The organism is Arthrobacter sp. HMWF013 (assembly GCF_003061105.1).
GTDB lineage: Bacteria > Actinomycetota > Actinomycetes > Actinomycetales > Micrococcaceae > Arthrobacter.
The window spans coordinates 1-19,405 of sequence record NZ_QAIQ01000094.1 but is presented as its reverse complement, the minus strand read 5'-3'; the positions used below and the strand labels follow the sequence as shown (position 1 = coordinate 19,405).

The 19,405-nt window shown below is 55.2% G+C and carries 14 protein-coding genes; 2 read left to right on the top strand and 12 right to left on the bottom strand.

Annotated features, from left to right (window positions below; genetic code table 11):
- Nucleotides 1–294: 294 nt before the first annotated feature.
- The 11 genes from DBR22_RS04405 to DBR22_RS04355 form a co-directional block, all read right to left on the bottom strand.
- On the bottom strand, nucleotides 295–1,185 hold the full coding sequence (locus DBR22_RS04405; RefSeq protein ID WP_181365023.1) for a protein kinase domain-containing protein: 891 nt from the start codon (nucleotides 1,183–1,185) through the stop codon (nucleotides 295–297).
- Between the two features lie 185 nt (nucleotides 1,186–1,370).
- Nucleotides 1,371–2,417, bottom strand: a complete 1,047-nt coding sequence (locus tag DBR22_RS04400; protein WP_181365022.1) for a hypothetical protein — start codon at nucleotides 2,415–2,417, stop codon at nucleotides 1,371–1,373.
- Nucleotides 2,410–3,081, bottom strand: a complete 672-nt coding sequence (locus DBR22_RS04395) for a vWA domain-containing protein (protein WP_108597957.1) — start codon at nucleotides 3,079–3,081, stop codon at nucleotides 2,410–2,412. The genes DBR22_RS04400 and DBR22_RS04395 overlap by 8 nt, the downstream gene beginning before the upstream one ends.
- A gap of 646 nt (nucleotides 3,082–3,727) precedes the next feature.
- Nucleotides 3,728–4,855, bottom strand: coding sequence for a hypothetical protein (locus DBR22_RS04390; protein ID WP_108597956.1), 1,128 nt, complete (start codon nucleotides 4,853–4,855; stop codon nucleotides 3,728–3,730).
- A 477-nt stretch (nucleotides 4,856–5,332) separates the two neighbouring features.
- The gene (locus DBR22_RS04385; RefSeq protein WP_108597955.1) at nucleotides 5,333–5,788 is read right to left on the bottom strand and encodes a hypothetical protein; all 456 of its coding nucleotides are present in this window, start codon (nucleotides 5,786–5,788) and stop codon (nucleotides 5,333–5,335) included.
- An 880-nt stretch (nucleotides 5,789–6,668) separates the two neighbouring features.
- Nucleotides 6,669–8,789, bottom strand: coding sequence for a KAP family P-loop NTPase fold protein (locus DBR22_RS04380; RefSeq protein WP_108597954.1), 2,121 nt, complete (start codon nucleotides 8,787–8,789; stop codon nucleotides 6,669–6,671).
- Nucleotides 8,790–8,873: 84 nt separating this feature from the next.
- A complete protein-coding gene (locus DBR22_RS25205) occupies nucleotides 8,874–9,440 on the bottom strand; it encodes a GIY-YIG nuclease family protein (protein WP_375134892.1) in 567 nt (188 codons plus the stop codon).
- Nucleotides 9,441–9,647: 207 nt separating this feature from the next.
- Nucleotides 9,648–9,953, bottom strand: coding sequence for a hypothetical protein (locus DBR22_RS04370; protein WP_108597952.1), 306 nt, complete (start codon nucleotides 9,951–9,953; stop codon nucleotides 9,648–9,650).
- Nucleotides 9,954–10,104: 151 nt separating this feature from the next.
- Nucleotides 10,105–13,155, bottom strand: coding sequence for a type I restriction endonuclease subunit R (locus DBR22_RS04365; RefSeq protein ID WP_108597951.1), 3,051 nt, complete (start codon nucleotides 13,153–13,155; stop codon nucleotides 10,105–10,107).
- A gap of 481 nt (nucleotides 13,156–13,636) precedes the next feature.
- Entirely contained in the window at nucleotides 13,637–14,860 is a 1,224-nt protein-coding gene (locus tag DBR22_RS04360; RefSeq protein WP_108597950.1) for a restriction endonuclease subunit S, read from the bottom strand.
- The gene (locus tag DBR22_RS04355; protein ID WP_108597949.1) at nucleotides 14,853–16,376 is read right to left on the bottom strand and encodes a type I restriction-modification system subunit M; all 1,524 of its coding nucleotides are present in this window, start codon (nucleotides 16,374–16,376) and stop codon (nucleotides 14,853–14,855) included. Before DBR22_RS04355 ends, DBR22_RS04360 begins: the two co-directional genes overlap by 8 nt.
- A gap of 709 nt (nucleotides 16,377–17,085) precedes the next feature.
- Here DBR22_RS04355 and DBR22_RS04350 point away from each other — a divergent pair.
- Together DBR22_RS04350 and DBR22_RS04345 are read left to right on the top strand one after the other, a co-directional pair.
- Entirely contained in the window at nucleotides 17,086–17,655 is a 570-nt protein-coding gene (locus DBR22_RS04350) for a hypothetical protein (protein WP_108597948.1), read from the top strand.
- 151 nt (nucleotides 17,656–17,806) lie between these two features.
- Entirely contained in the window at nucleotides 17,807–18,385 is a 579-nt protein-coding gene (locus tag DBR22_RS04345; RefSeq protein WP_108597947.1) for a recombinase family protein, read from the top strand.
- Here the strand turns inward: DBR22_RS04345 and DBR22_RS04340 are convergent.
- The coding region (locus DBR22_RS04340) for a recombinase zinc beta ribbon domain-containing protein (RefSeq protein WP_219928073.1) at nucleotides 18,372–19,405 on the bottom strand (1,034 nt) is incomplete at its 5' end. The two genes, DBR22_RS04345 and DBR22_RS04340, sit on opposite strands and share 14 nt — an antisense overlap.

Here is a 19,405-nt window from a genome sequence, read left to right as displayed (position 1 = left end):
CTAGGTCCGATGCTCAGTGACACAGAGGCAGGGGCAGAGCTGCCGTCGCCGGCGTCAGGACCGCTAGTGGAGGTACTAAATGCAAGCGCGAATCCTCCTAGGGTTACGGCTAGAGCCCCTACCGCGAACGGCCAAATGCGGTAACGCGTTGCCTTGACGCCAGTCCCCTCACCGTCAGTTGCGACACGGGTAAGAGTAATCGCCGATCGAGGCAAAGTCGTCTCACACCAAGCGCAATGTGATGCCTCGGGCAGGTTTGGGTTATCGCAGACCTCACAAACTCGCGACGTCAAACTACGATTCTTTGCTGGTCTTGCGCGTCAGCGAGCCGCGCAAACGGCTCGGCGCGGTGGCGTCGCTCAGGGCCTTTGACCCTGTCTCTACCCGTATCGACTTAGGCTCAGTACTGCGGGGAACTGTCGCGAGGCGCCCCTTAAGCCGAGATGAACGAGCTGATGCTCCTATACTGACGCCAGTCAAATCTGACCGCCGAATCGCCTGTAGTTCTTCCGCTACTTTGCCAATACTGGGGCGATCGGAGAAATCCGGCGCAAGCATCGATGATATGAGCTTATGGGCATCGGGCCAGCCGTGTTCCAGACCGGTAGATAGCTCACTTCCCGCCATGAGTAAGTCGGCAGGCGCTGCTCCGGAGGGCGCTGCTGGGCCGCCTACAAATTGGGGCTTTTGCCCCGTGAGATACTGGCAGAAGATCAGACCCAGAGCGAAAATGTCCGCCGCGCAAGTCACATCCTCGCCCGGCCCTTCTTCTCGCAGGTACTTATTCGCTTCAGGGGCAGCGTAAGCCAGATCGACAACGAGTTCCTCGCTGGGGGCTGGTTCGCCCGCTTTGAAGCAGTCGTCAAAGTCGATTAGCTTAGCTGTGTGGTAGCCCTTTTCAGTAACTTTGAGAAGGACGTTTGCTGGCTTAATGTCACCGTGAACGATGCCGAGACGGTGCAATATCCCAACGCTGTGCGCGACCGTCGATGCGAGCACGACCCGCTGAATAGGTGGGAGCCTACTGACTTCGTTCATCGACGATGAACTTACATCCACCTTCGCAGTTACTTTGTAGTACTTAGCCTTTTCGCGGAAGAATTCCTTGGTAACTATTAGATTCCCGCCTTCCGAGGAAATCTCACCAAGCAGTTGCTGCAACTCCCTGTGACGCGTTTCAAACACAGCACACTGTGCCCGTTTCCTCGACTTAGTCGCTTCTGACCCCGGTCCATCGGGAAGCGGGAAGGTGGGTCGAAGGAACTCCTTAAGAAAGTAAGACGTCCCACCTTTCTCAGCGAAGGCCCATCTGCACTGACCGCCCCCGGCTGTAGTGAAATCTGAGGTCAGAGTGTATCCGTTTATGGTCGTCACTTTGAGCGCAGCCTTGGCAACTCAGGTTGATAGGTCTCCTTGTACCGTTGCCACAGGGTCTTCATCGAAGATAGCTGCTCTTCCTCCGCACGTTTAAGTTCTTCAAGCTGGACTCGTGTGAGGCGAACTGTCGATTCGATAGTGTTCAACTTGCTCATGAAGTTGTCGTAAAGGCGCAAGCGCCCCTCCTGCATTGCCGCCTTGAACTCATCGATTGAGGACAGACCAACAACAACAAAGGCCATACTGGCGTCATCCCCGGTCGCCTTACAGATTTTTTCGATTAAGATGTCGCGCCACGCATTAAAGTCCTGTGCCTCGTAGACCGATTCGACCAACAACTCCTCGAACTCCATCGGAGTATTGAAGTAACCGAAGCAACCGTCCGTAGCAGCGATCGCAATGAACGGCTCCTCTAGCCTGAGGAGCGCTTCCTCGATGAAGAATTCTTCATCAGCTTCCAGACAGTTGCTCATGGGCGCATCACTGGAAAGGTTTTCGTAGGGGTCAGGGCCCCCCTTGAGATGATCCACCGTTAGCTGCAATAGTCCGTGGCTCGGGGTCAGGGCGAAGACACGTGAGTCCCCGGCCCAAAAGGCACGTAATTCGTACGTCCCCGCCTGATGATCACAGATTTGCAGGATGGCAGCAGTGGTCGGAAGTTTTCTAATTAGCCTGCTCCGAATTCGCGATTCAACCGGGGCCAACTCCCGTTGTTTTGAGTCAAGCCCCGCCTTCAGGAAATCGTGTAAGTCCTGCGCAGCTTCTTTGGCAGCCATCTCCGCAGAACTCCGAATCCAGTCCGCAGTAAGACCGACTGCATGTCTTGATGCCACGTGAGCCGCGCTACGAAGCCCCTCAGGGGTTTCGATCATTTGGGCTCCCGCGCCACCCATGCCGTCGAAGACGCCAATCCACACACTCTCGTCATTGACGAGTGTGAGCGGATCAGCGTCCTCGCCGCGACCTTCGCGCTTCTCATAGTTGAATGACGCCATACAGATCGCCCATGGAACAGATGGACTAACGGTATTCTCAGACACTATTTGCAATTGAGTCGAGAATCTCAGAGTATTCGTGGTCTTGAAGCCCCGCCCCAGCCTTAGAGGGGAAATGGACTGTCTGTTCCCAATTGGCGGCGATGTCGGTCCAGCCCGCTGCGTCAGGGGTGAACATTATGAGGCGTTTGTTGCTACCCGACATGTAGGACTGGCCCTCCCACATATCCGTCAGATCATCGAAGCTTTGCGGCATAGTACTGGGGTAGTTTGATGGGCGCGCCGATGCTGCCTTCTCCAACGGATGAGCGCTTGCATCCGTCCAAACCACTATGACCTGTCTGTGTTTGGTATCCTTGGCCCACTTAGATTGCATTGCGATGGCCAAGGCTTCCAGACCACTTTCGGGCTCGTCTCCGCCGCCGTCTGCTCGAAGGCCCTTAACGAAGGAGTTGTAGGCTGAATCGTCTTCGGGCAAGGAGAAAAATTCGGACTCCTCCATTGACTCGTCACCATCAAAATAGTAGTCACGAAACCCGATTACTTTGACTCGCAGGGCGTTTATTGACTTGTCTTTTTCCTCCAGCGTCCGGCGCACGTCAGCACCGAACGTGAGTGCATGCTCTTTAACTTTCTCGATGATATGACCCATGCTGCCGGTTTGATCAATGCACAGCACAAGATCAACGGAGTAAGAAATGCCCTGCATAATGCCCCCAGTTGTCGGCGCGAGAGGTCGGTACCCTCATCGTTTGGACTGAGCATACAACAGCAGGGTAGGTCTTGAGCATGGATACTAAATGTTGCGCGGAAACAATTTTTTAGCCCTTTCGCAATCGAAAGGCCCACCTACAGTCACTTGCTCAAACCAAACGGTATCGTCCAACCGTATCCGGAGGTCCACTGGCTCCAGCTCGCTCGATCAAGCGAACAACTCACTCTGTCTTGCCAAGATGGTGATGATTGCTTCGTGAGATCTTGAAAGCCGCCCCATAGGTAACTCCACCGTTGCCTCAAATGTCCATGCGAGCGACTAGGCGTATTGGGTAAAGTCGCGTAAAAAATCGCCTAGCCGCTTAGCGGCGAATGGCAACATTTCAACCGGGTGCCCGAAGTTGAATCGGCAGGAATTCGAAGGAGCAGCGGTCAAAGGATGCTGAGTTCAGCCCTGCTCCGGTGGCTCAACAACCAGAAATGGGTGCGTTTTGTCACCAACCTCGTCACCGGTCGAGATAGATTCTGGAAGCCCCAGTTCTGCATACAGGAAGGTCCTTATACGAGCCCGGACTTGTATTGCTGTTGTCTTAGCGGGGTCAAGACCGTCGAGAACGTGGGCTGCCTCGACGACAGCATCGTTATCGGCGCACGACGAACGGACCAGCAGCAGGCATACGAGCCCAGCGCTGCGCGTCGAAGAGTGCGAAAAAGCGACGGTCCCCGCGTTGCAGCAAGTACCCGACATGCTTGTCAGAGAGGGGGACGGGGTGCATTGAAACGTCTGCATTCTCCTTGAAGATGTCCCGTAGCTCCTGCAAGAAAGAGTGAAGATAGCGACCCACGGCACTGTCCTGCGATTGCCACTTGATCGCAGACAACTCATTCTGAAAAAAGACTCCAGCGGGGCGAATCGCGCCTTCTCGCACTGGGAGGTGCTGCTCCGTTAGTGTTTTGGGAGACTCGTAGGACCCTTGGGCGCCCGCATCAAGAATATGCAGGTACTTGTTGTAGTTAATGAACCCAACGCTAATCGGACTGCTCATGGACTCGGGGGTGAAGATCAGGCTGGTGCTACGGTCACCACCGGATTTAATGAGCCCGATGTCCCCCTTCATCTTGGGAGGCGGAGGGAATAGCGGTGGGTGCCCCAGTACTTCGAGGATGTCCTGCATGAGGGTCATCACTGTGCTGTAGTTGTCGGCCACTTTTTGGTCGAACAGGGCTCCCGGACTTGAAAGCGGCTGAAGGTCTCGGGCGTCCCGTGCGAGGTCTTCCCCCAGTGAGCAAATCATTCTCCACAGCGATAGGTCTGTATTTTCGGCGCGAGGTGACTGAGAAATTTCCTCGAACAGCTCGCTCCACGAAAGCAGCCGCACCTGCGGATCAGACTCATGGTGCAGAGAAATACGGGACTTCTGCGGGGTACTGCACACGAAGACATCTGCGTAGGCGGACTTTTTCTGCGCCGAGGTCAACGCCGCATCAATTTTCAACTCCACGAGGATACTGTGTTGCTCAGATGTTGCGAGGCTATAGAAAATCTCTAGGTCGGGTCTGCTACCCGGCTTCAAGGAGTCAACAATTTGAGATTTAAGACGACGAAAGATCGGGTTGTCCTGTCCCTGATAGACAGCATCGAGCAAAAGCTGCCCTTGTTCGTCCCAGCAACACGCATACTGGATACACCATTCGACAAAACTTTCCCCGCGTAGCGACGCGTTGCTAGAAAGACCGCGTCGGTGGCTCTTGAACGCGTAGGCGAGCATCTCCGGTACTGTCCACTCATTCGATACCAATGCTTCTCCCCCATCGACTTACAACGACAAACAAACCTACCTGACGCAAACCGCGCCTAATGATGGCACTTGCAGTCGGTACCCTCCGCGCCGCAATTCAAGGATTACGCTGATCCCCCCAACCGGAACTGAACCGAGGCGGTGTTGGAGAAAGGCGTCCTGTCGAAGCACACGCGTCAGCATGGTTCTCGGGTTTTCCATCACCACCGGCCCAGAACGAACCGCGCCACACCGTGGAACGGGAAACCTCGGGGTGAAGCGAAAAAGACCAAGCCTACGGAAGCGCCGGTACAAGCGATCAAGACAAATGGTGCCGCCGCTTGTAAACCCGGCTCGACGCGTAAGTGATAGCGGTTGGCGAGTCCCATCGACTGATTCAGGACAGCGGATGTTTCCGTATCAAAAGAACCCCACCTTGCCTCCTAGCGGGTGGGGCTCGTTTGCTATTTAAGTCGGCTGGTACTCCACTAAGTTCGTCTTAAACGTGCGATTCACTGGCGTCTTCTCGTCGCGGTCCTGCCAGAAGATGAAAGCAGTACGAGGGAGCTGGATTTGAACTTGGCTCTGAAATCCCGGTTTCACACGCGCCTCGAACTGCACCCGCTCCAGAGGCTTCACGACGGCCTGCCGTAGTTCAACCCCTGTCATAAAGTCCGGGAGGTCGATGCGTACGTCATGCGCGACCCGCGTACCTGCGTTGAAGGCAAGATACCTATCCGTTCCATTGGGGACGATCTCCCAGCGGTACGCCATGATCCGCTCCATCTTCAGGGCACGCCTCTCAGCATCTCGTGCTGACCGGGCAGACGATTCAGCCGCGTTAGCCTGACGACTGCCGTACCACATGCCAATAGCCGAGATAGCCATAGCGCCCAACGCCATCCAGAAAGCTAAGAAATCCACGGTCGAATCCTACGTGCTCCGGCTCCATCATGTGCACTTCGTGCTTGCGAGCACCTCGGAGTAATATCTAACAGTCCGATTCAGACGGGCACAATGAACCCCGCTTTGCCTTCCTTGGCTTGGTGGGGTTCTTTTGTCGTTTAAGTACCGCCGTGAAGACCGCCTGCTTCCTGCACACGACGATCAACAGTCCTAGCCGCGTACTCGTTCAGCATGACCCAGTGCTCCCCCTCGCGCTCGGCTGCTCTGTCCCTTATGTCCTTGACCGTACTGAGTGGTGTCCTCGGATGAGCGACAAGTAGGCGATACACGCTCCACTCTTCGAAAGGCTCGCAGCCATGGATAAGACATTCATTGTTGGTGACATCATCACGACTCATCATGAAACATAGCTGCTCCGGCGATCAGTCCTTGCTGGGATAACGGTCCTCGGTTTCTCGAAAGTATCGCTCCTCGGCGCACGTGACCCCTTCATGCCGTGATCTCACACGCAGCCGTTCTCAGGGGGAACAGATGCGTCTTCCTCCTCATCGACGAACACCTTGTCACCGCTTACCGCCTCGGCGGGCTGCAACCTAAGATGCTTCTGTCGATAGCTAGTGCCGGCGACAACTGCGTTGACAGGCGAGAAGGTTCCAATGGGAACCCGTTAAGGCGTGCCATCTACAAGTGCCGTGGCATTCCTGCGCCTAATGACTCCCGCCCGAACACGACGCGAGCTAGAGCCCGACTGCACTGGGAACAGCCGCTCTCCGACCGCAAGGCCGGTGCGGCAACAGCAACGTCTTTGACTACTGCATGCGTTAGTTGTCCAGCATCGAGGTGCCGTTAAGAGATTGGTTCTATCGATTTCCAATGGCCTCATTCGGGACTCGACGGCCTAGTCGCCTCCGACTTCGAAGGCGGTGCGTCGCCATTTTTGGATTTTGTGAGCAGCACGTATAACCCGTTGCTCCCAACTGATGTCCGTTGTATGGCCAAGCGCATCACTCACTAGCGACGAGGGCAACGGGGCAGTCCGCGCTGCGGCGTCATCTAGAAGTGTCATGAGCCGATCCAAGTCGAGGTCAAGGAGTCTCTGCTCCCCAGCAGTATTCATAATTTCGGGATAGACAAACATGGCGGAAACTTGGCCGAGGTCAAGCTCATTCGCGGACAAAGCCTTACTAATAAGGCCGCGAACGAGATGCATGTCTCCGTGCGCTTCTAACACGGCGTGCGTCTCAATGAAATCCCGCCATCCCGCCTCGCCGACGTTGGCAAGCCCTATTAGGTCGCGCACCCCAACACGCGTAAGGGACCGGCGGAATGCTTTGCCTTGGATCAGCTTGGGTGACACCTCAGGTACTTGCTCCGTCTCATTTACCTTCAGTACGTCCACACGATCTAGAGCAGAACGCAGGGACCTGACTCCGGGCAAGTCGTTCAGCAATCGGTCGGAGTCCTCATCGGAAGTAGCTGACGGATGCCGTAACAGCAGGTCACCAAGTATGTCGCCAAACATGTAGCGAGGATCAGCTTCCGTCTCCCTCCCCATCAACCAGACAACGAACTTAGTAAGAGTTGGGATTTCCCGATCATCAAGTTCATGTATGACGTGTGCCGCCTTGTCTACGGCAAGTCTTCGCACGCTGCTGGAGGGAGAGGTAAAAGTTTCGACGTACGCTTCCACTTCACGAACACCTTGCGATACTGGCCCGAGCAACTCTTGACGTACTTGGAGATCGGACACGTCACCTTCAGGGAGGCCGAATGCGAAGTGCCTGTCAAAATAGTGTCTATTCGAAACTCGCCCCCGCAAAAGGGTTTCCCCCTCGTTAACGAACGGCGCAGGAAAGAGTCTTTTAAGGATACGCAAGAGAATTTCCGCGTCCTCAGGCCCGGCAACTAAGCCTTCTAGCCGGATCTTCCACAGGTTGCGGGAATGCTCAGCCGCATCGCGCTGGTTACCCGAGTAACTGCTGAGTAGTTCGTGGCGCCACTGCGGCAATGCGTTGTAAACCGCCGGAAAGTGAAGCCGAAGAAACGTGAGAACAAGGAAATCGCAGACGTCCACATGTCCTGAGATCAGGGCATAGTAGTGGTTTGCTTGGGCCACGAACCGTTTCACGGATCGCACCGTTGTAAGACGCCACTTGAGTTCGCGCTCAAACGCAACTTGGAACCTGCCCTGAGCATCGCTGAGGATCGCAAACGGATCATCGGAGAATAAGTGGGCCAGTCCTTCATCCAGCATCGCTTGCAGGTGAACCTGCTGAGCAGGTGGGATATCTAATGGGTACTGAACAATCTTTTCAAGATACTCCCCAGCTCTGCGCGCATTTCCGCCGACACTCGGTTTAAGCGCATCCACAAGTGCCCCGTGATCATACGCAAGCAAATAGTGAACGTTGTGAAAGCGGCCAAGCATTCGGATGGTCTTAATCAGCGTGAGAATCTCATCGCCGTGAAGCCGGTCCACATCGTCAACTGTGATAAGGATTCTCACGCCGGAGGCAGATATAGATTCGTCGAGGGCCCTAAATTGCTTTTGCCAGTTGCCCGCCTCAAGGTAGGCCTCGACAGCGCTTTGCGTGATCTTACCCATGCTGCCGAGACTTCCCACTATGGGTCCCATCTTCAGAGCCAAGGACTTCCATTTTTCTCGTTGCTGAACAGACTTCAGACTCTCGTGAGCGCTCAGAAGGGTAGAAAAGAACTCAACCATTAGGGCAGGACTGTCAGTTACGGCCCATGGCGTAAATTGAGCCACTCCCATCGACTCCCTCCCAGCAAGGTCCGCTCGGATGAGGTTGAGGAGTGACGTCTTCCCCCCGCCCCACGGACCTATGAGCCCGATGACCGTGCTGTCCGCACCGATGGGAATGCTTTCGATTAGCTCTGCCACCCGCCCCGCGAACTGAGCACGTGATAGCTTGTCGTCGCCAACACTTGAAATCTCTTCGTCGGCAAAGGCGACATAGGAACTCCGGAACGGAGCGGCGGATTCTGATTCGTTCATTGCCCAAACTTTCTTTCCGCGACGTTCAGCCCGCGATTTCTTTGAGACGATGCAAGACACCGATCGTCAGCGTCAGTCGGCGGCTCACTGATGTGGCGGCAGAGCCTCATCCTTGAGCTTTTGCAACTGACCGTACACCCACCATTGCAGCTCGGTCTCCGGCGGATCGACGTTTAGGGGCGGCGTGAGTTTGCTCAGGAGCAATTTCTCGAACTGAACATAGCCTTCATCAACGGCACGCCAAGACAAAGCAAGATTGGATCGCATCCACAGCGAAAGTGCCATTTCATGTTCCTGCACCAAGCGGGGCTTTGACGCTCGCGGCAGCCAAAGGCCCTGCAACCCCATTATCCCCGCCAAATTCCTTCGCAGCGACGACGAACTGCTTGTCCAGCGGTGATGGGGGGCACGCTTTCTCAATTTGTTCGCTTTGCCAATGTAGACAACACTCCCCGACGGGATTCGAGGAAGATTTTCGGGCACCAACGAGTCAAGGGCATCAGTTGTGACCGTCCACGCGTACACGCCAGACTGATCATCAGGCAATAGGTCGTACGCCACCTCCGGATGCTTGGCGAGCCCGAAACCCTCGTCCCTAAGGTTCACGACACACCCAACTCGACCTGCATAACGGGCACTCCTCCCAACCATAGAATGCTTTCGATATCGGGGGGGGTTGACAGGGACCAGACCTTGGCGTTGCGGTCGCCGACACCCTTGGGCATCGCTCGCGTGATCCGGGAAGAATCGCCGGCGATTGAGAGGAAGCTGCCACAGGTACTTCGTCGTTAGACGGGCGTCCAACAGCCCCGCGACGGGTCGTGGAAGACGCAAGCCCCTGCTGGGAGGGTATGAGTGTCAGTTGGCGCTCACTTCAAAGCCGTAGATGGCTCCTAACGCGATCATGAGAATTCCGAAGAATTTGACCCCTGCCCCGTATAAAGCGAGCCCGTCGGCCACCCAAGCGTGGTTCTTCGCCTCCTTGGTCCCTTTCGCAAGCTCAGCAAGCTGTCCAAGAGACGCGACTACGACGCCGGTTATGAGCAAGCCTCGGTCGGTATTTGAAGCTAGACCTACCGAGAAAGCGATGGCAATTGAGATAACTGTCGCGATGTAGACGAAAGTAGTTGATTTATTGAACGGATACTTCAATTTATCCGACATCAGTCCCCCATAGGTGTGATGGATCAGTTACGTAAGTCATTCTGTGAGTATCGTCGATGATGGGGTTTTTACTCCTTACGAGTGACTCCAGAAGTCACGCCTTTAGAAACAGCCGTTCCACCTGCGTCGCCGCTTCCCCCGCTGTGCTTCCCTAATAGTTTTCAGCAACGTAAGCATACGTTCTGTCGAACAGCGGGCCGCTCGTCTCCAACATGAATTTCTTCAAGACGAGCCGGATTTCCTTTCGGACTAGCCTGTCGCCCTCGCGGGTCTTGCTCCAGCCGTCGTACCTAACCTCACGAACGATGGAATCAATGTCCGCCACGACCGCAGACACTAGCACTGGAGTGTTCTCCGGCTTGTACTCTTCGAGAATTTGGGTCAGGGCGCCTACATTGGCGTCCGGCAGGAGCGACAGCCCTTCCGCGCCTCGTGCGTCTTCAGCTTTCTCAGCTTCGACGAGCTGCTTAGCCAACTCCAACAAACTACGGAGAAAATCAACCGAATCCTTCGCCCGGTGGAGGCCGGACTCTCGGAGCTTCTCAAGCCGCTGCGACAGGCTCAAGTATACCGAGCTTGCACCGTTCGTCCCCGCGAGCCGCTTAGCCAGACGCGTGGAGATATTGTCAATGACGTCGTCAACGTCCACTGCGTCAACGCCGTCTTTGTCGTCCAGCGGTCTGACAGCGCCCAGAGCCCGAAGCTTCGCAATGGTCTCCTCGTCTACGATGACCGCATCAATCCCGCTGTCGTTGACTGTAACGTCCCCTATGTGGTCGTGAACGAGCTGGAGCGTCTTAGCGCCCAGCTTCGCCCACAGTGACAAGTTCCCTGCATTTGATGGCTTCACAGCGTCATAGATCGCAGCGAGCCAGCGGTAGTCATCGCGGTGCTTGAGCAGCTTGGTGTCCGGATATAACAACTCCCAGATACCAGACATCATCCCGAATTCCTTCGCGAACGCGTCTTTCTGTTCGATGGTGGCGATCTGCTGGAGCGCCCCATGGAACGCTTCTGCCCCACCGTCAGTCCGGTCCACGGTCTCGAACCGTTTCAAGCATGAAGCCAACGCGATCTCGAATTCGTGGAAGAGTCCCTCGACGCTGACATGTTTGCCCTTGAAGTTTGGATCGCTGGGTTTCAGCGCGCGGGCGATCTCGTCCCCGAGACCGAAGTAGTCAACAATCAAGCCATACTTCTTTTCTTGCCCCGTCCTCGGGTTCTGCCACTTGCGGTTCGTCCTGCTGATCGTCTGGAACAGCGTGTGCAGACGCAGGGGCTTGTCCAGATACATGACGCCCTCGATGGGAGCGTCAAAGCCGGTCCCAAGCTTGCTGGTGACGATCAGGAACTTGAGAGTGTCGTTGAAGTTCCGGAACCTGTCTGTCGTCGCATTGGTCTGCTGCCGCGAGAGGTCGTAGCGTTTCCATTCTTCGGGATCGTCCTTGGACCCAGCGCTCATCACGACCACGGCTTCGTGCTTCTTGTGCACCGTGTCCTTCTCCAGCGCGAGCTGATGACGCTCTTCAAGCAGACTGTTGATTTCTTTCTCGAAGGCGACGCACAGGGTGCGGTCATATGCGACAACCTGTGCCTTCATCCCGAGCGGGTTGATGTGGGAGTAGAAATGCTCGACGATGTCAGCGCAGACTGCCTTCACCCGCTGGGGGTTGGACATGATGGTTGAGAGCCTTGTGGTCTTTCCCTTGACCAACTCCTGCATCTCGTCTGACAGCCGGTTCAGTTCGGCAAGCTCCTTGAACGCTTCATCGAGAAGCTCCTTATCGATTTTGAAGTCAACTAAGCGAGCGGCAACGTGCATAGGAACAGTAGTGCCGTCGGCGATGGAGCGGTCCGGCGTGTACGTGTTCAGCGCCCAGCCCGGATCAGTGGAGTCACCGAACAGCTGGAAGGTGTTGCGATCCTTGTCGGCAATGGGCGTACCCGTGAACCCGAAGAACTGGGCGTTCGGAAGTGCTTCACGCATCTGCTGCCCGAGCATTCCTTCGGTGGTCCGGTGTGCTTCATCGACAAGCACAATGATGTTGCTCCGGTCGTTCAAAAGTCCAGCATCAGCAAATTTATGGATCGTGGTGACGATGATCCCGCGCTGGTCTTCGTCCTTCAGTTCATTTCGAAGTTCCGCAGTCGAGTTAGCCTGCATGAGTCGCGGCAGGCCTGTGGATTTGAACTGCTCAAACGTCTGGTCCACCAAGTCAACCCGGTCCGCCACCGCAACGATAGTGGGAGTCTTCAGAGCACGTTCGCGGTAGAGCTTGATCGCGGTAAACGCCATGGCGAGAGTCTTGCCCGTGCCCTGATTTTGCATGACCAAGCCCTGACTACCCTTGGTACTAAGCACGCGCTCGTAGATGGCCTCGACAGCTTCCACCTGCGGATACCGGGGGATGATCTTGATGAGCTGCGGCACTCCGTCTTTGTCCTTGTTCTCGTACAAGGTGAAGTCGGTAATGATGGACAACAGCCGTTTTGGGGACAATAGGCTGTTGACGCTGTTCTTGACGCGTTCCCAGCCACCAAGATTGTAAGGGTCCGCCGTGGACCCCCACATCTCCCAGTGATCGATGGGGCACCGGACAGCACCGTAGTGGAATTCTTTGCCCTCGCTGGCGAATGACAGCACGTTGGGTACGAAAAACTGCGGTTTCTGGACCTCATAGACTGCGTGAATATCCAGTGCGCCGTTGGCCCATGACTTGTTGATCGGGGACTTGATCTCCCCTACGGACAGTGGGATACCGTTGACCCAGAGCACAATGTCGAACCGGCGTTCATTTCCGGGTACGCCGAAAGTCACCTCGTCAGAAACAGTGAAGGTGTTATTGCTGAGGTCGTTGTAATCAATGAGCTTGATCGGGGTATCGCTGGTCTCCCCCACGAACCGCACAGTCTTCTCGCCTCGTAGCCAGTGCATCATCTTCTGGTTTGTTGCTACCAACCCGTCGTCGCCCACAGCGAGCACCGTGGACTTGATCAGCGGAAGGACTTCATCAACGCGGGATTCTTTCATGGCGATCAGGGGGTTGAGTCTGATTAGCGCCTCAGCAAGGTCGTCATCAACGAAGACTTCTTCGAACCCGCGCGGCAGAGCCGAACCCGCCTCGTACGTCCAGCCGTTGGCGGCGAGCAGATCAACAGTCGGTTTCTGGACGGTGGCAGCTTCATTGAATACGGACGCCATAGTGCTATTTCCCCCTGATTAGTTCCATGGTCTTTTCAAGCCGGTGCTCGCCTCGTAAAGGTCAGCGGCGGCAAGCTCCAAAGTACCGGTGCAATCATGTTGATTTCTTCGGCGGTGAAGCGACCGGACCCGTGCCGTCCATACCTCGAAATCGCCTGTTTGCCATCCGCAGCGGTCGAGGCAACGGCGTGCAGAACAGAATCACGGGCATTTTTGGCCTCAGTGCCAACTCCGTTGCACCAGTCTTCGATTGGTTGCCGAACCTCCGGGTCCAACGTTGATGCCAGCTTTCGCAAGCTGCTAATTGCCCCTCCCAGCGTCGGTTCAAATGGACGCGCTGACAGCTCGCCTTCAATTGCGCCGATTAGGTCGCGTATCGTGTGCTGGAGCCTGACGGCAGCCCAAACCACTCTTCCGATAGGTTCGAGAAGGTCATTGTCGCATGGAATTGTCGATGCTCTTTGAACAGCGTGGCTGTCGATCATGCTGACGTCTCCAGTAGGTCGTCATAGGACGATGGAATGCAGTGGTGACCGGAGAGCAGGGAAGCTAGTAACTGGGAGCGGAGATGTTTTAGGCTACATAGCTTGCTTTGAAGACCTTCGTGCACCCCATGGAATGACTCACAAAGGTTGACGAAGTCTTCCCGTTCCTCGGATTCCATCCGAGGTAGTGCCAGATTCTTTAGCCAACCGATCGCAATGTTTCCAAGCCCTGTCGATCCACTCGCTGCATCGGACATCATCGCTTGCATCTTCGGAGCACGAAGCATCCAGTAGATATAGGGCGACATTGAAGGGTCAAGCGGTTGGATGGCGATCTGGAATGCGGAAACAGCGTGTCCGACTATCTCTGGCACAGACCTATACACGTTTCCAATTCGCGAGCGATTGCCGTTGGTTCGAATCATGATGAGAGAATCTTCGCGCAACCGCATAGCTGACGCAGGGACTCCGGCAACGAAGCGCCTATCCGAGAGGTCCAAGTGTCCACCAGATTTGGTGTTGGTGATGCCAAGCACGGGCAAGCTTCCCTCGACGGGCACAGGACTCTCCTGCTCCGAAGTCCAAGATGGTCCAGACCGCATTGAAGCGAGCATATCCATTTGGACCGATTCGTCCGCATCAGCTTGGTCGAGGAAAGCACCCAACGAATCCCGAACGGACGCGAGCGTTTGGGACGTGGCGTCTATAGCACCGTCTACAGAAGCCATCAGGTCCACTATTCGGTCCTGTTCAGGCAGAGGTGGGAAACTAATCTTCAACTGCCGCACAATTCTGGCGCTGAGATTCTGCTGGGCAGCGCCAGACGCCAGACTTATCACGTAGTCACGGTTGTGAATCAACCAGTAGAACAGGTACTTGGGACGCATCACGTCTTCTTTTACGACCATTGCGCAGGACGCCTGATTACACGTCATTTCTTTACCCAAGATCGCTACGTCGCCCACGGTGCCTCCGCCATACATTGCAAGCATGACGGTATTGCGCGGAAGGAGTTTTGCAGAGGAGCTTTTGAGGCCAAGCTCAGAGATGAACTCTTGGGTCGTGATGACGGTTCGGTCGCGCAGTTCCTGAGTCTTCAGCCAAGGTATCCCTGATGATTCATCGGAGAAGTACTCTGGCCGCTGGCGGGACGGTGTCCCCCCACTGGTAATAAGACGACAAACATTTTCAATCGTCTCGGTCTTCCACCCCTCAGGCATCGAAACCAGCCGCTTTCAATCGATCCGTAAGCAACCTTTCGGCAACGCTCAAAACCTGCTGCGATTTGCGGAAGGCGACAAGCGCCAACTCCACGTCCACTTCATCATTCTTGGCAGCCTTAACGTAAGTACTGACGCTAAGGTCAAATCCGTTATCTGCAATCTCGGCAAGTGTTACGAGACGCAGACCCACGCCGCCATCGCCGTCGGGGTCAATTCCAGCCTTGTAAGCAGCGTCAATCGCCGCTATGTCATCCTCGGACATGCTGTTCCGGTTTTTCCCCGGCTGAACCCGTTCTGTGGCATCAATGAAAAGAACGTGATTCTTGCGCTCCGGCGACTTCTCCGAGCGGAAGACCAGCAGGCACACGCCGATAGAAGTCGAGTAAAAAAGGTTGGTCGGCAACGCGATGACTGCTTCGAGCAAGTCACTTTTAAGGATGCACTTCCTTATGGCGCCCTCTTTACCCCCTCGGAAAAGTACACCATGCGGCATGACGACGCCGACCCGTCCGGTTTCCGCCTTCATCGAGGCGATCATGTGCTGTATCCATGCATAGTCACCGTTCTTGGCTGGTGGAACGCCGCAAAATGACCGCTTGTACGGATCGTTGTGCCATGCTTCTTCACCCCAGTTCTGGAGTGAGAACGGCGGATTGGCGATCACCATATCAAACTTCTGGAGTTGATCGCCATCCAGCAACTTCGGCTCACGGAAGGTGTCGCCACGCACGATCCTGAAGTCCTCAACGTTGTGAAGGTAGAGGTTCATTTTTGCGATCGCGCTCGTGGTCAGGTTGATTTCCTGTCCGTGCAGCTTCAGGGTGCGGGGATCGCCACCATGGGAACGAACGGCATTTACTGTCTCCACGAGCATTCCGCCCGAACCACAGGCCGGGTCAACGATGGAATCACCGGGCTTCGGATCAAGAATCTTTACAAGCAAATGCACGACCTCGCGCGGCGTAAAGAACTCCCCTGCCTTAGCACCACTATCGTCTGCATAGCTCTTTAGGAGGACCTCATAGGCGGCTCCGAGCATATCGCCGGGGACCCTCTCGCGGTTCAGGATGATTGGGTGGAACACGTCCAGCAGGTTGTTGAGTGCGACCTCGGGAAGGCGATCTGTGTTCGCCCAGTTCACATCACCGAAGACCCCCGTAAGGGAATCGGGGTTGGCGTTCTGTAGGCGGATCAGCGCGTCGTTGAGCTTGACTCCGACGAGAACGCTTGTCTCGTGAACATCCCGCCAGTGACAGCCGTTAGGAATAACGAACGGATGGTAGTCCTGATTCTCAATCTCTATCGTCAGGTCATCGCCATAGTCGGCTACAGCCTGCTCGTGCTCGTAGTCCCACGAATCCGAAATCCATTTGAAGAAGAGGATCGGGAACACATACGACTTGAAGTCAGCGGGGTCTACTGGTCCACGAAGTGAGTTTGCAGCGGCAAGCAGTCGGTTCTCCAACTGCTGTTGGGTGAGTGTGGTTGAGACACCGTTGGCGACGATTGTCATGCGTGTTCCTATTCAGTTCTTCGAGCGCAAAATGTCATTTTTCTCATCGTATTCGCAGGCACACAAGTGGGCGTGCGCTCCTTCAGAGTCCGATTGACTACGGTACCCGAGATGGCTCGGACCTAAACGTTTCCTCACCTGCGCCCTTCGTCAAGAGCATCCCACAAGGAGCCGTGTGAGGGTCCTGCCCCCTAACCAGAGCCTCATCCGAACGGCGGCGCTGCTGTCACAGAGAGACTATTGGCTGGCCGCAGTGTGGGACGCAGACCGCTTGTGAAGCCCGGAATCCCCGGAGGAAGCGTCCAGCCGTTGCTGGCATATTCGGCTAGGAGCCTCCACGGCTCCCGCTCATGTTCAAACGCACGGCTCCGCATATTGCGAATCGTGTTCGTAGCGACCATGCCCTGAGCAACCTTGCAATTCAAAATGAACGCGCTGTCAGTGGTCTCAGCGATCCAATCCAGTCGTTCGGCAGTGACATCAGGTTTCATCGCTATGGCTAGCCGTATCTCGTCGTCGGCATCTAGCGTCATCAGTGCATTTAGCACGTCGGGGCTAAAGGGTGGCACTTGAGAGAACGATGATCGCGGCCGACACGTCACCGGACAATCTCCTTCGGTCAAACTCTTCCGCGTCCTGTCCGGTCCCGGATAGATCGTGGTGGGATTCCTTGACACACGTACTCCTCACAACGCTCCTCAATAAACACATGGGATTCGGCCTAATGCTCCACCATGCTCCGCTGCGGACAACGGTACTGTGGACGCATGCTAAGAGCAGTTGGATTCCGTGTCATCTTGATCAAACATTTGAAGAAGCAGTCCATAAGAAACAGCAGGTCAGAATACTCGGCAAGCTAAGACTCCCGAAGATGCCAATGTGGTTCTTCGTGGGTGAGCTAGAGCCGTCGCACAAGTACTACACCCAAGGTCATGTGAATCGTGAGCTTGGAATCGTCGAGGCCCTGCATGTGCCGGTTGGATACGTGGGCACACTTCAAACCTTGGGGCCTAGAAAGAAATGCCGTAGCGGACACGATGGCGGCTGGATGTGGCGGAACGGCGGGGATACGTACGCATGGAGCAAGATCGAATTAGCGACCAAGCATAATTTCGTGACGGTCGAATTCCTGAAGCTCATCACCGATAGCAACGTCGCGCGGCATGAAAGCTTCCAATCCACGTTAGCCTCAAGGCAATCCGCGATGGATCGGAAGAACCTACGAGTGGGGCTGGAAGTTGAGGGCGCCCCGAAAGTTCTGCTAGAAGGCGTTCTTTAGCCCTTCCAGAAACTATAGGTAATGACAGTGCAGGGAGTCGAACCACTTCTAGCGGGAGTCGGAGGTGCTTTCACTGTCAATTAGGGTGTCATATTCAAGCTGTCACAAACCCCTCTGTCAATTGCTCAATTTCTATGGCAGAGTGGCATCCATGACGACAACGGTTGAGGCAACAGGTCACGTTCTTGGATACGCCCGCATATCGACGGCGGACCAAGATACATCGTTGCAGCGGGATGCTCTTGAGAAATTCGGCTGCACGACCATTTACAGTGACACGATGTCTGGAGCCAAAGCTGAACGCCCAGAGCTGACTGCGATGCTGAGGCACCTGCGCAGTGGAGATACGGTGGTCGTCTGGAAGATTGACCGTATGGGGCGCTCACTCCTCAACCTGCTTGAACTGGTAAAGGTGCTACAAGAAAAGGGCGTGGGTCTGGTCTCCATAAAAGAAGGACTGGACACTCGAACCGAGATGGGTCGCTTTCAGCTCAATCTCCTTGCTTCCGTAGCGGAATGGGAAAGAGAGACCATCCGCACCCGAGTTCAAGCAGGCGTCGATGCTGCTAGGGCACGGGGACGCGTTGGTGGCAGGAAGCCAAAGCTCACCCCTGCAAAGATGAAGGCAGCTAGAGCGATGTATCAGAGCCGTCAATTCACGATCAGGGAAATCGCTGATGAACTAGTTGTCAGCGAGTCCACGATCTACCGCGTTATCAGGGAGTCGTAACAGCTAGAAGCTTGCGCTTCCTTGGTGCTATCCCGATGGCATTGCTTGTGGACTTCCATTGGATATCCACACGATCCGGGTTCAGGACCTGACGTCCCTTTGGACTCGATGGCGCTTTGCGGATATCAATGCGGTCTATGAGGAGTGACAAGGCGTCCCGCTTTTGGTGGACTGTAAACTCATCCCAGAGTTCATTAGCGGAATAGAGCTTGTTCTCGGTTGAGTATTCGGAATTCAGTCGCTGAATAGCGTCGCGCAATTCTTTCTTCTCAGTGTCTACCTGCGTCTTCGTTTCTACATATTCGTGCTCATCAAACAGGCCCTTGGTCACAAGCCTTCTTGTCGTTCGAAGCTCCGCGTCGAGCGTAGCGATCTGATTCTCCAGTTCCATGACGGATTCCTTATTTAGGACAACCTCTTGGAATACCTTGCGTTCTTTACCGTCGTTGATCAACACGCGATATGAGCGAACTACTAGCTCGTCAAGTTGCTTTCCGCTGATGCCCATCTTTCCGCAGCCGCCATTTCCTTTCTTGCAGCCGTACGCACCATACCTTTTCTTTCCGCTGGGCATGAGTTGGTCGCTCTCCCCGTCGAACCCCATCTTCGTCCCGCAGGCAGCGCAGTGGACAAGTCCTCCCAGTAAGCTCTTTGTGGGCTTCGTTATGCGCGGTGTCTTGGAGTTGACTATGCGGCGGCGCAAGTCTTCCCAGTCAGCAATCGATATCAGCGCAGGCCATTTTGCCTTGTAGTAGACGGCGTTGTCTTCCAGCCAGTAGGGCTGCATATATAGCTTGTAGATGCTGACATTGGATCGTTGGACCTGAGTGACGTGCATTCTTCGTCCGGTGATCGAGGGTCCAACGATCGAATACTTGAATGAGCTGTATGGCGTCGTTAGACCGGTCGCCTTACGGAAGCGGACGAGGCACTCGGTCAAGGGGTACTTGTTGTTGAGATAATCCTTTATGGGACTGCCCCCGGTTTTGTTGACTCCTTGACCTAGCGAGCTGGTGCTCG

Bases quoted from the DNA above. Each gene is read 5' to 3' on its own strand.
- DBR22_RS04360 (WP_108597950.1), bottom strand. From the start codon at position 14,860: ATGCCTGAGGGGTGGAAGACCGAGACGATTGAAAATGTTTGTCGTCTT.
- DBR22_RS04355 (WP_108597949.1), bottom strand. From the start codon at position 16,376: ATGACAATCGTCGCCAACGGTGTCTCAACCACACTCACCCAACAGCAG.
- DBR22_RS25205 (WP_375134892.1), bottom strand. From the start codon at position 9,440: ATGGTTGGGAGGAGTGCCCGTTATGCAGGTCGAGTTGGGTGTGTCGTG.
- DBR22_RS04350 (WP_108597948.1), top strand. From the start codon at position 17,086: ATGGGATTCGGCCTAATGCTCCACCATGCTCCGCTGCGGACAACGGTA.
- DBR22_RS04380 (WP_108597954.1), bottom strand. From the start codon at position 8,789: ATGAACGAATCAGAATCCGCCGCTCCGTTCCGGAGTTCCTATGTCGCC.
- DBR22_RS04365 (WP_108597951.1), bottom strand. From the start codon at position 13,155: ATGGCGTCCGTATTCAATGAAGCTGCCACCGTCCAGAAACCGACTGTT.
- DBR22_RS04395 (WP_108597957.1), bottom strand. From the start codon at position 3,081: ATGCAGGGCATTTCTTACTCCGTTGATCTTGTGCTGTGCATTGATCAA.
- DBR22_RS04370 (WP_108597952.1), bottom strand. From the start codon at position 9,953: ATGTCGGATAAATTGAAGTATCCGTTCAATAAATCAACTACTTTCGTC.
- DBR22_RS04390 (WP_108597956.1), bottom strand. From the start codon at position 4,855: ATGCTCGCCTACGCGTTCAAGAGCCACCGACGCGGTCTTTCTAGCAAC.
- DBR22_RS04345 (WP_108597947.1), top strand. From the start codon at position 17,807: ATGACGACAACGGTTGAGGCAACAGGTCACGTTCTTGGATACGCCCGC.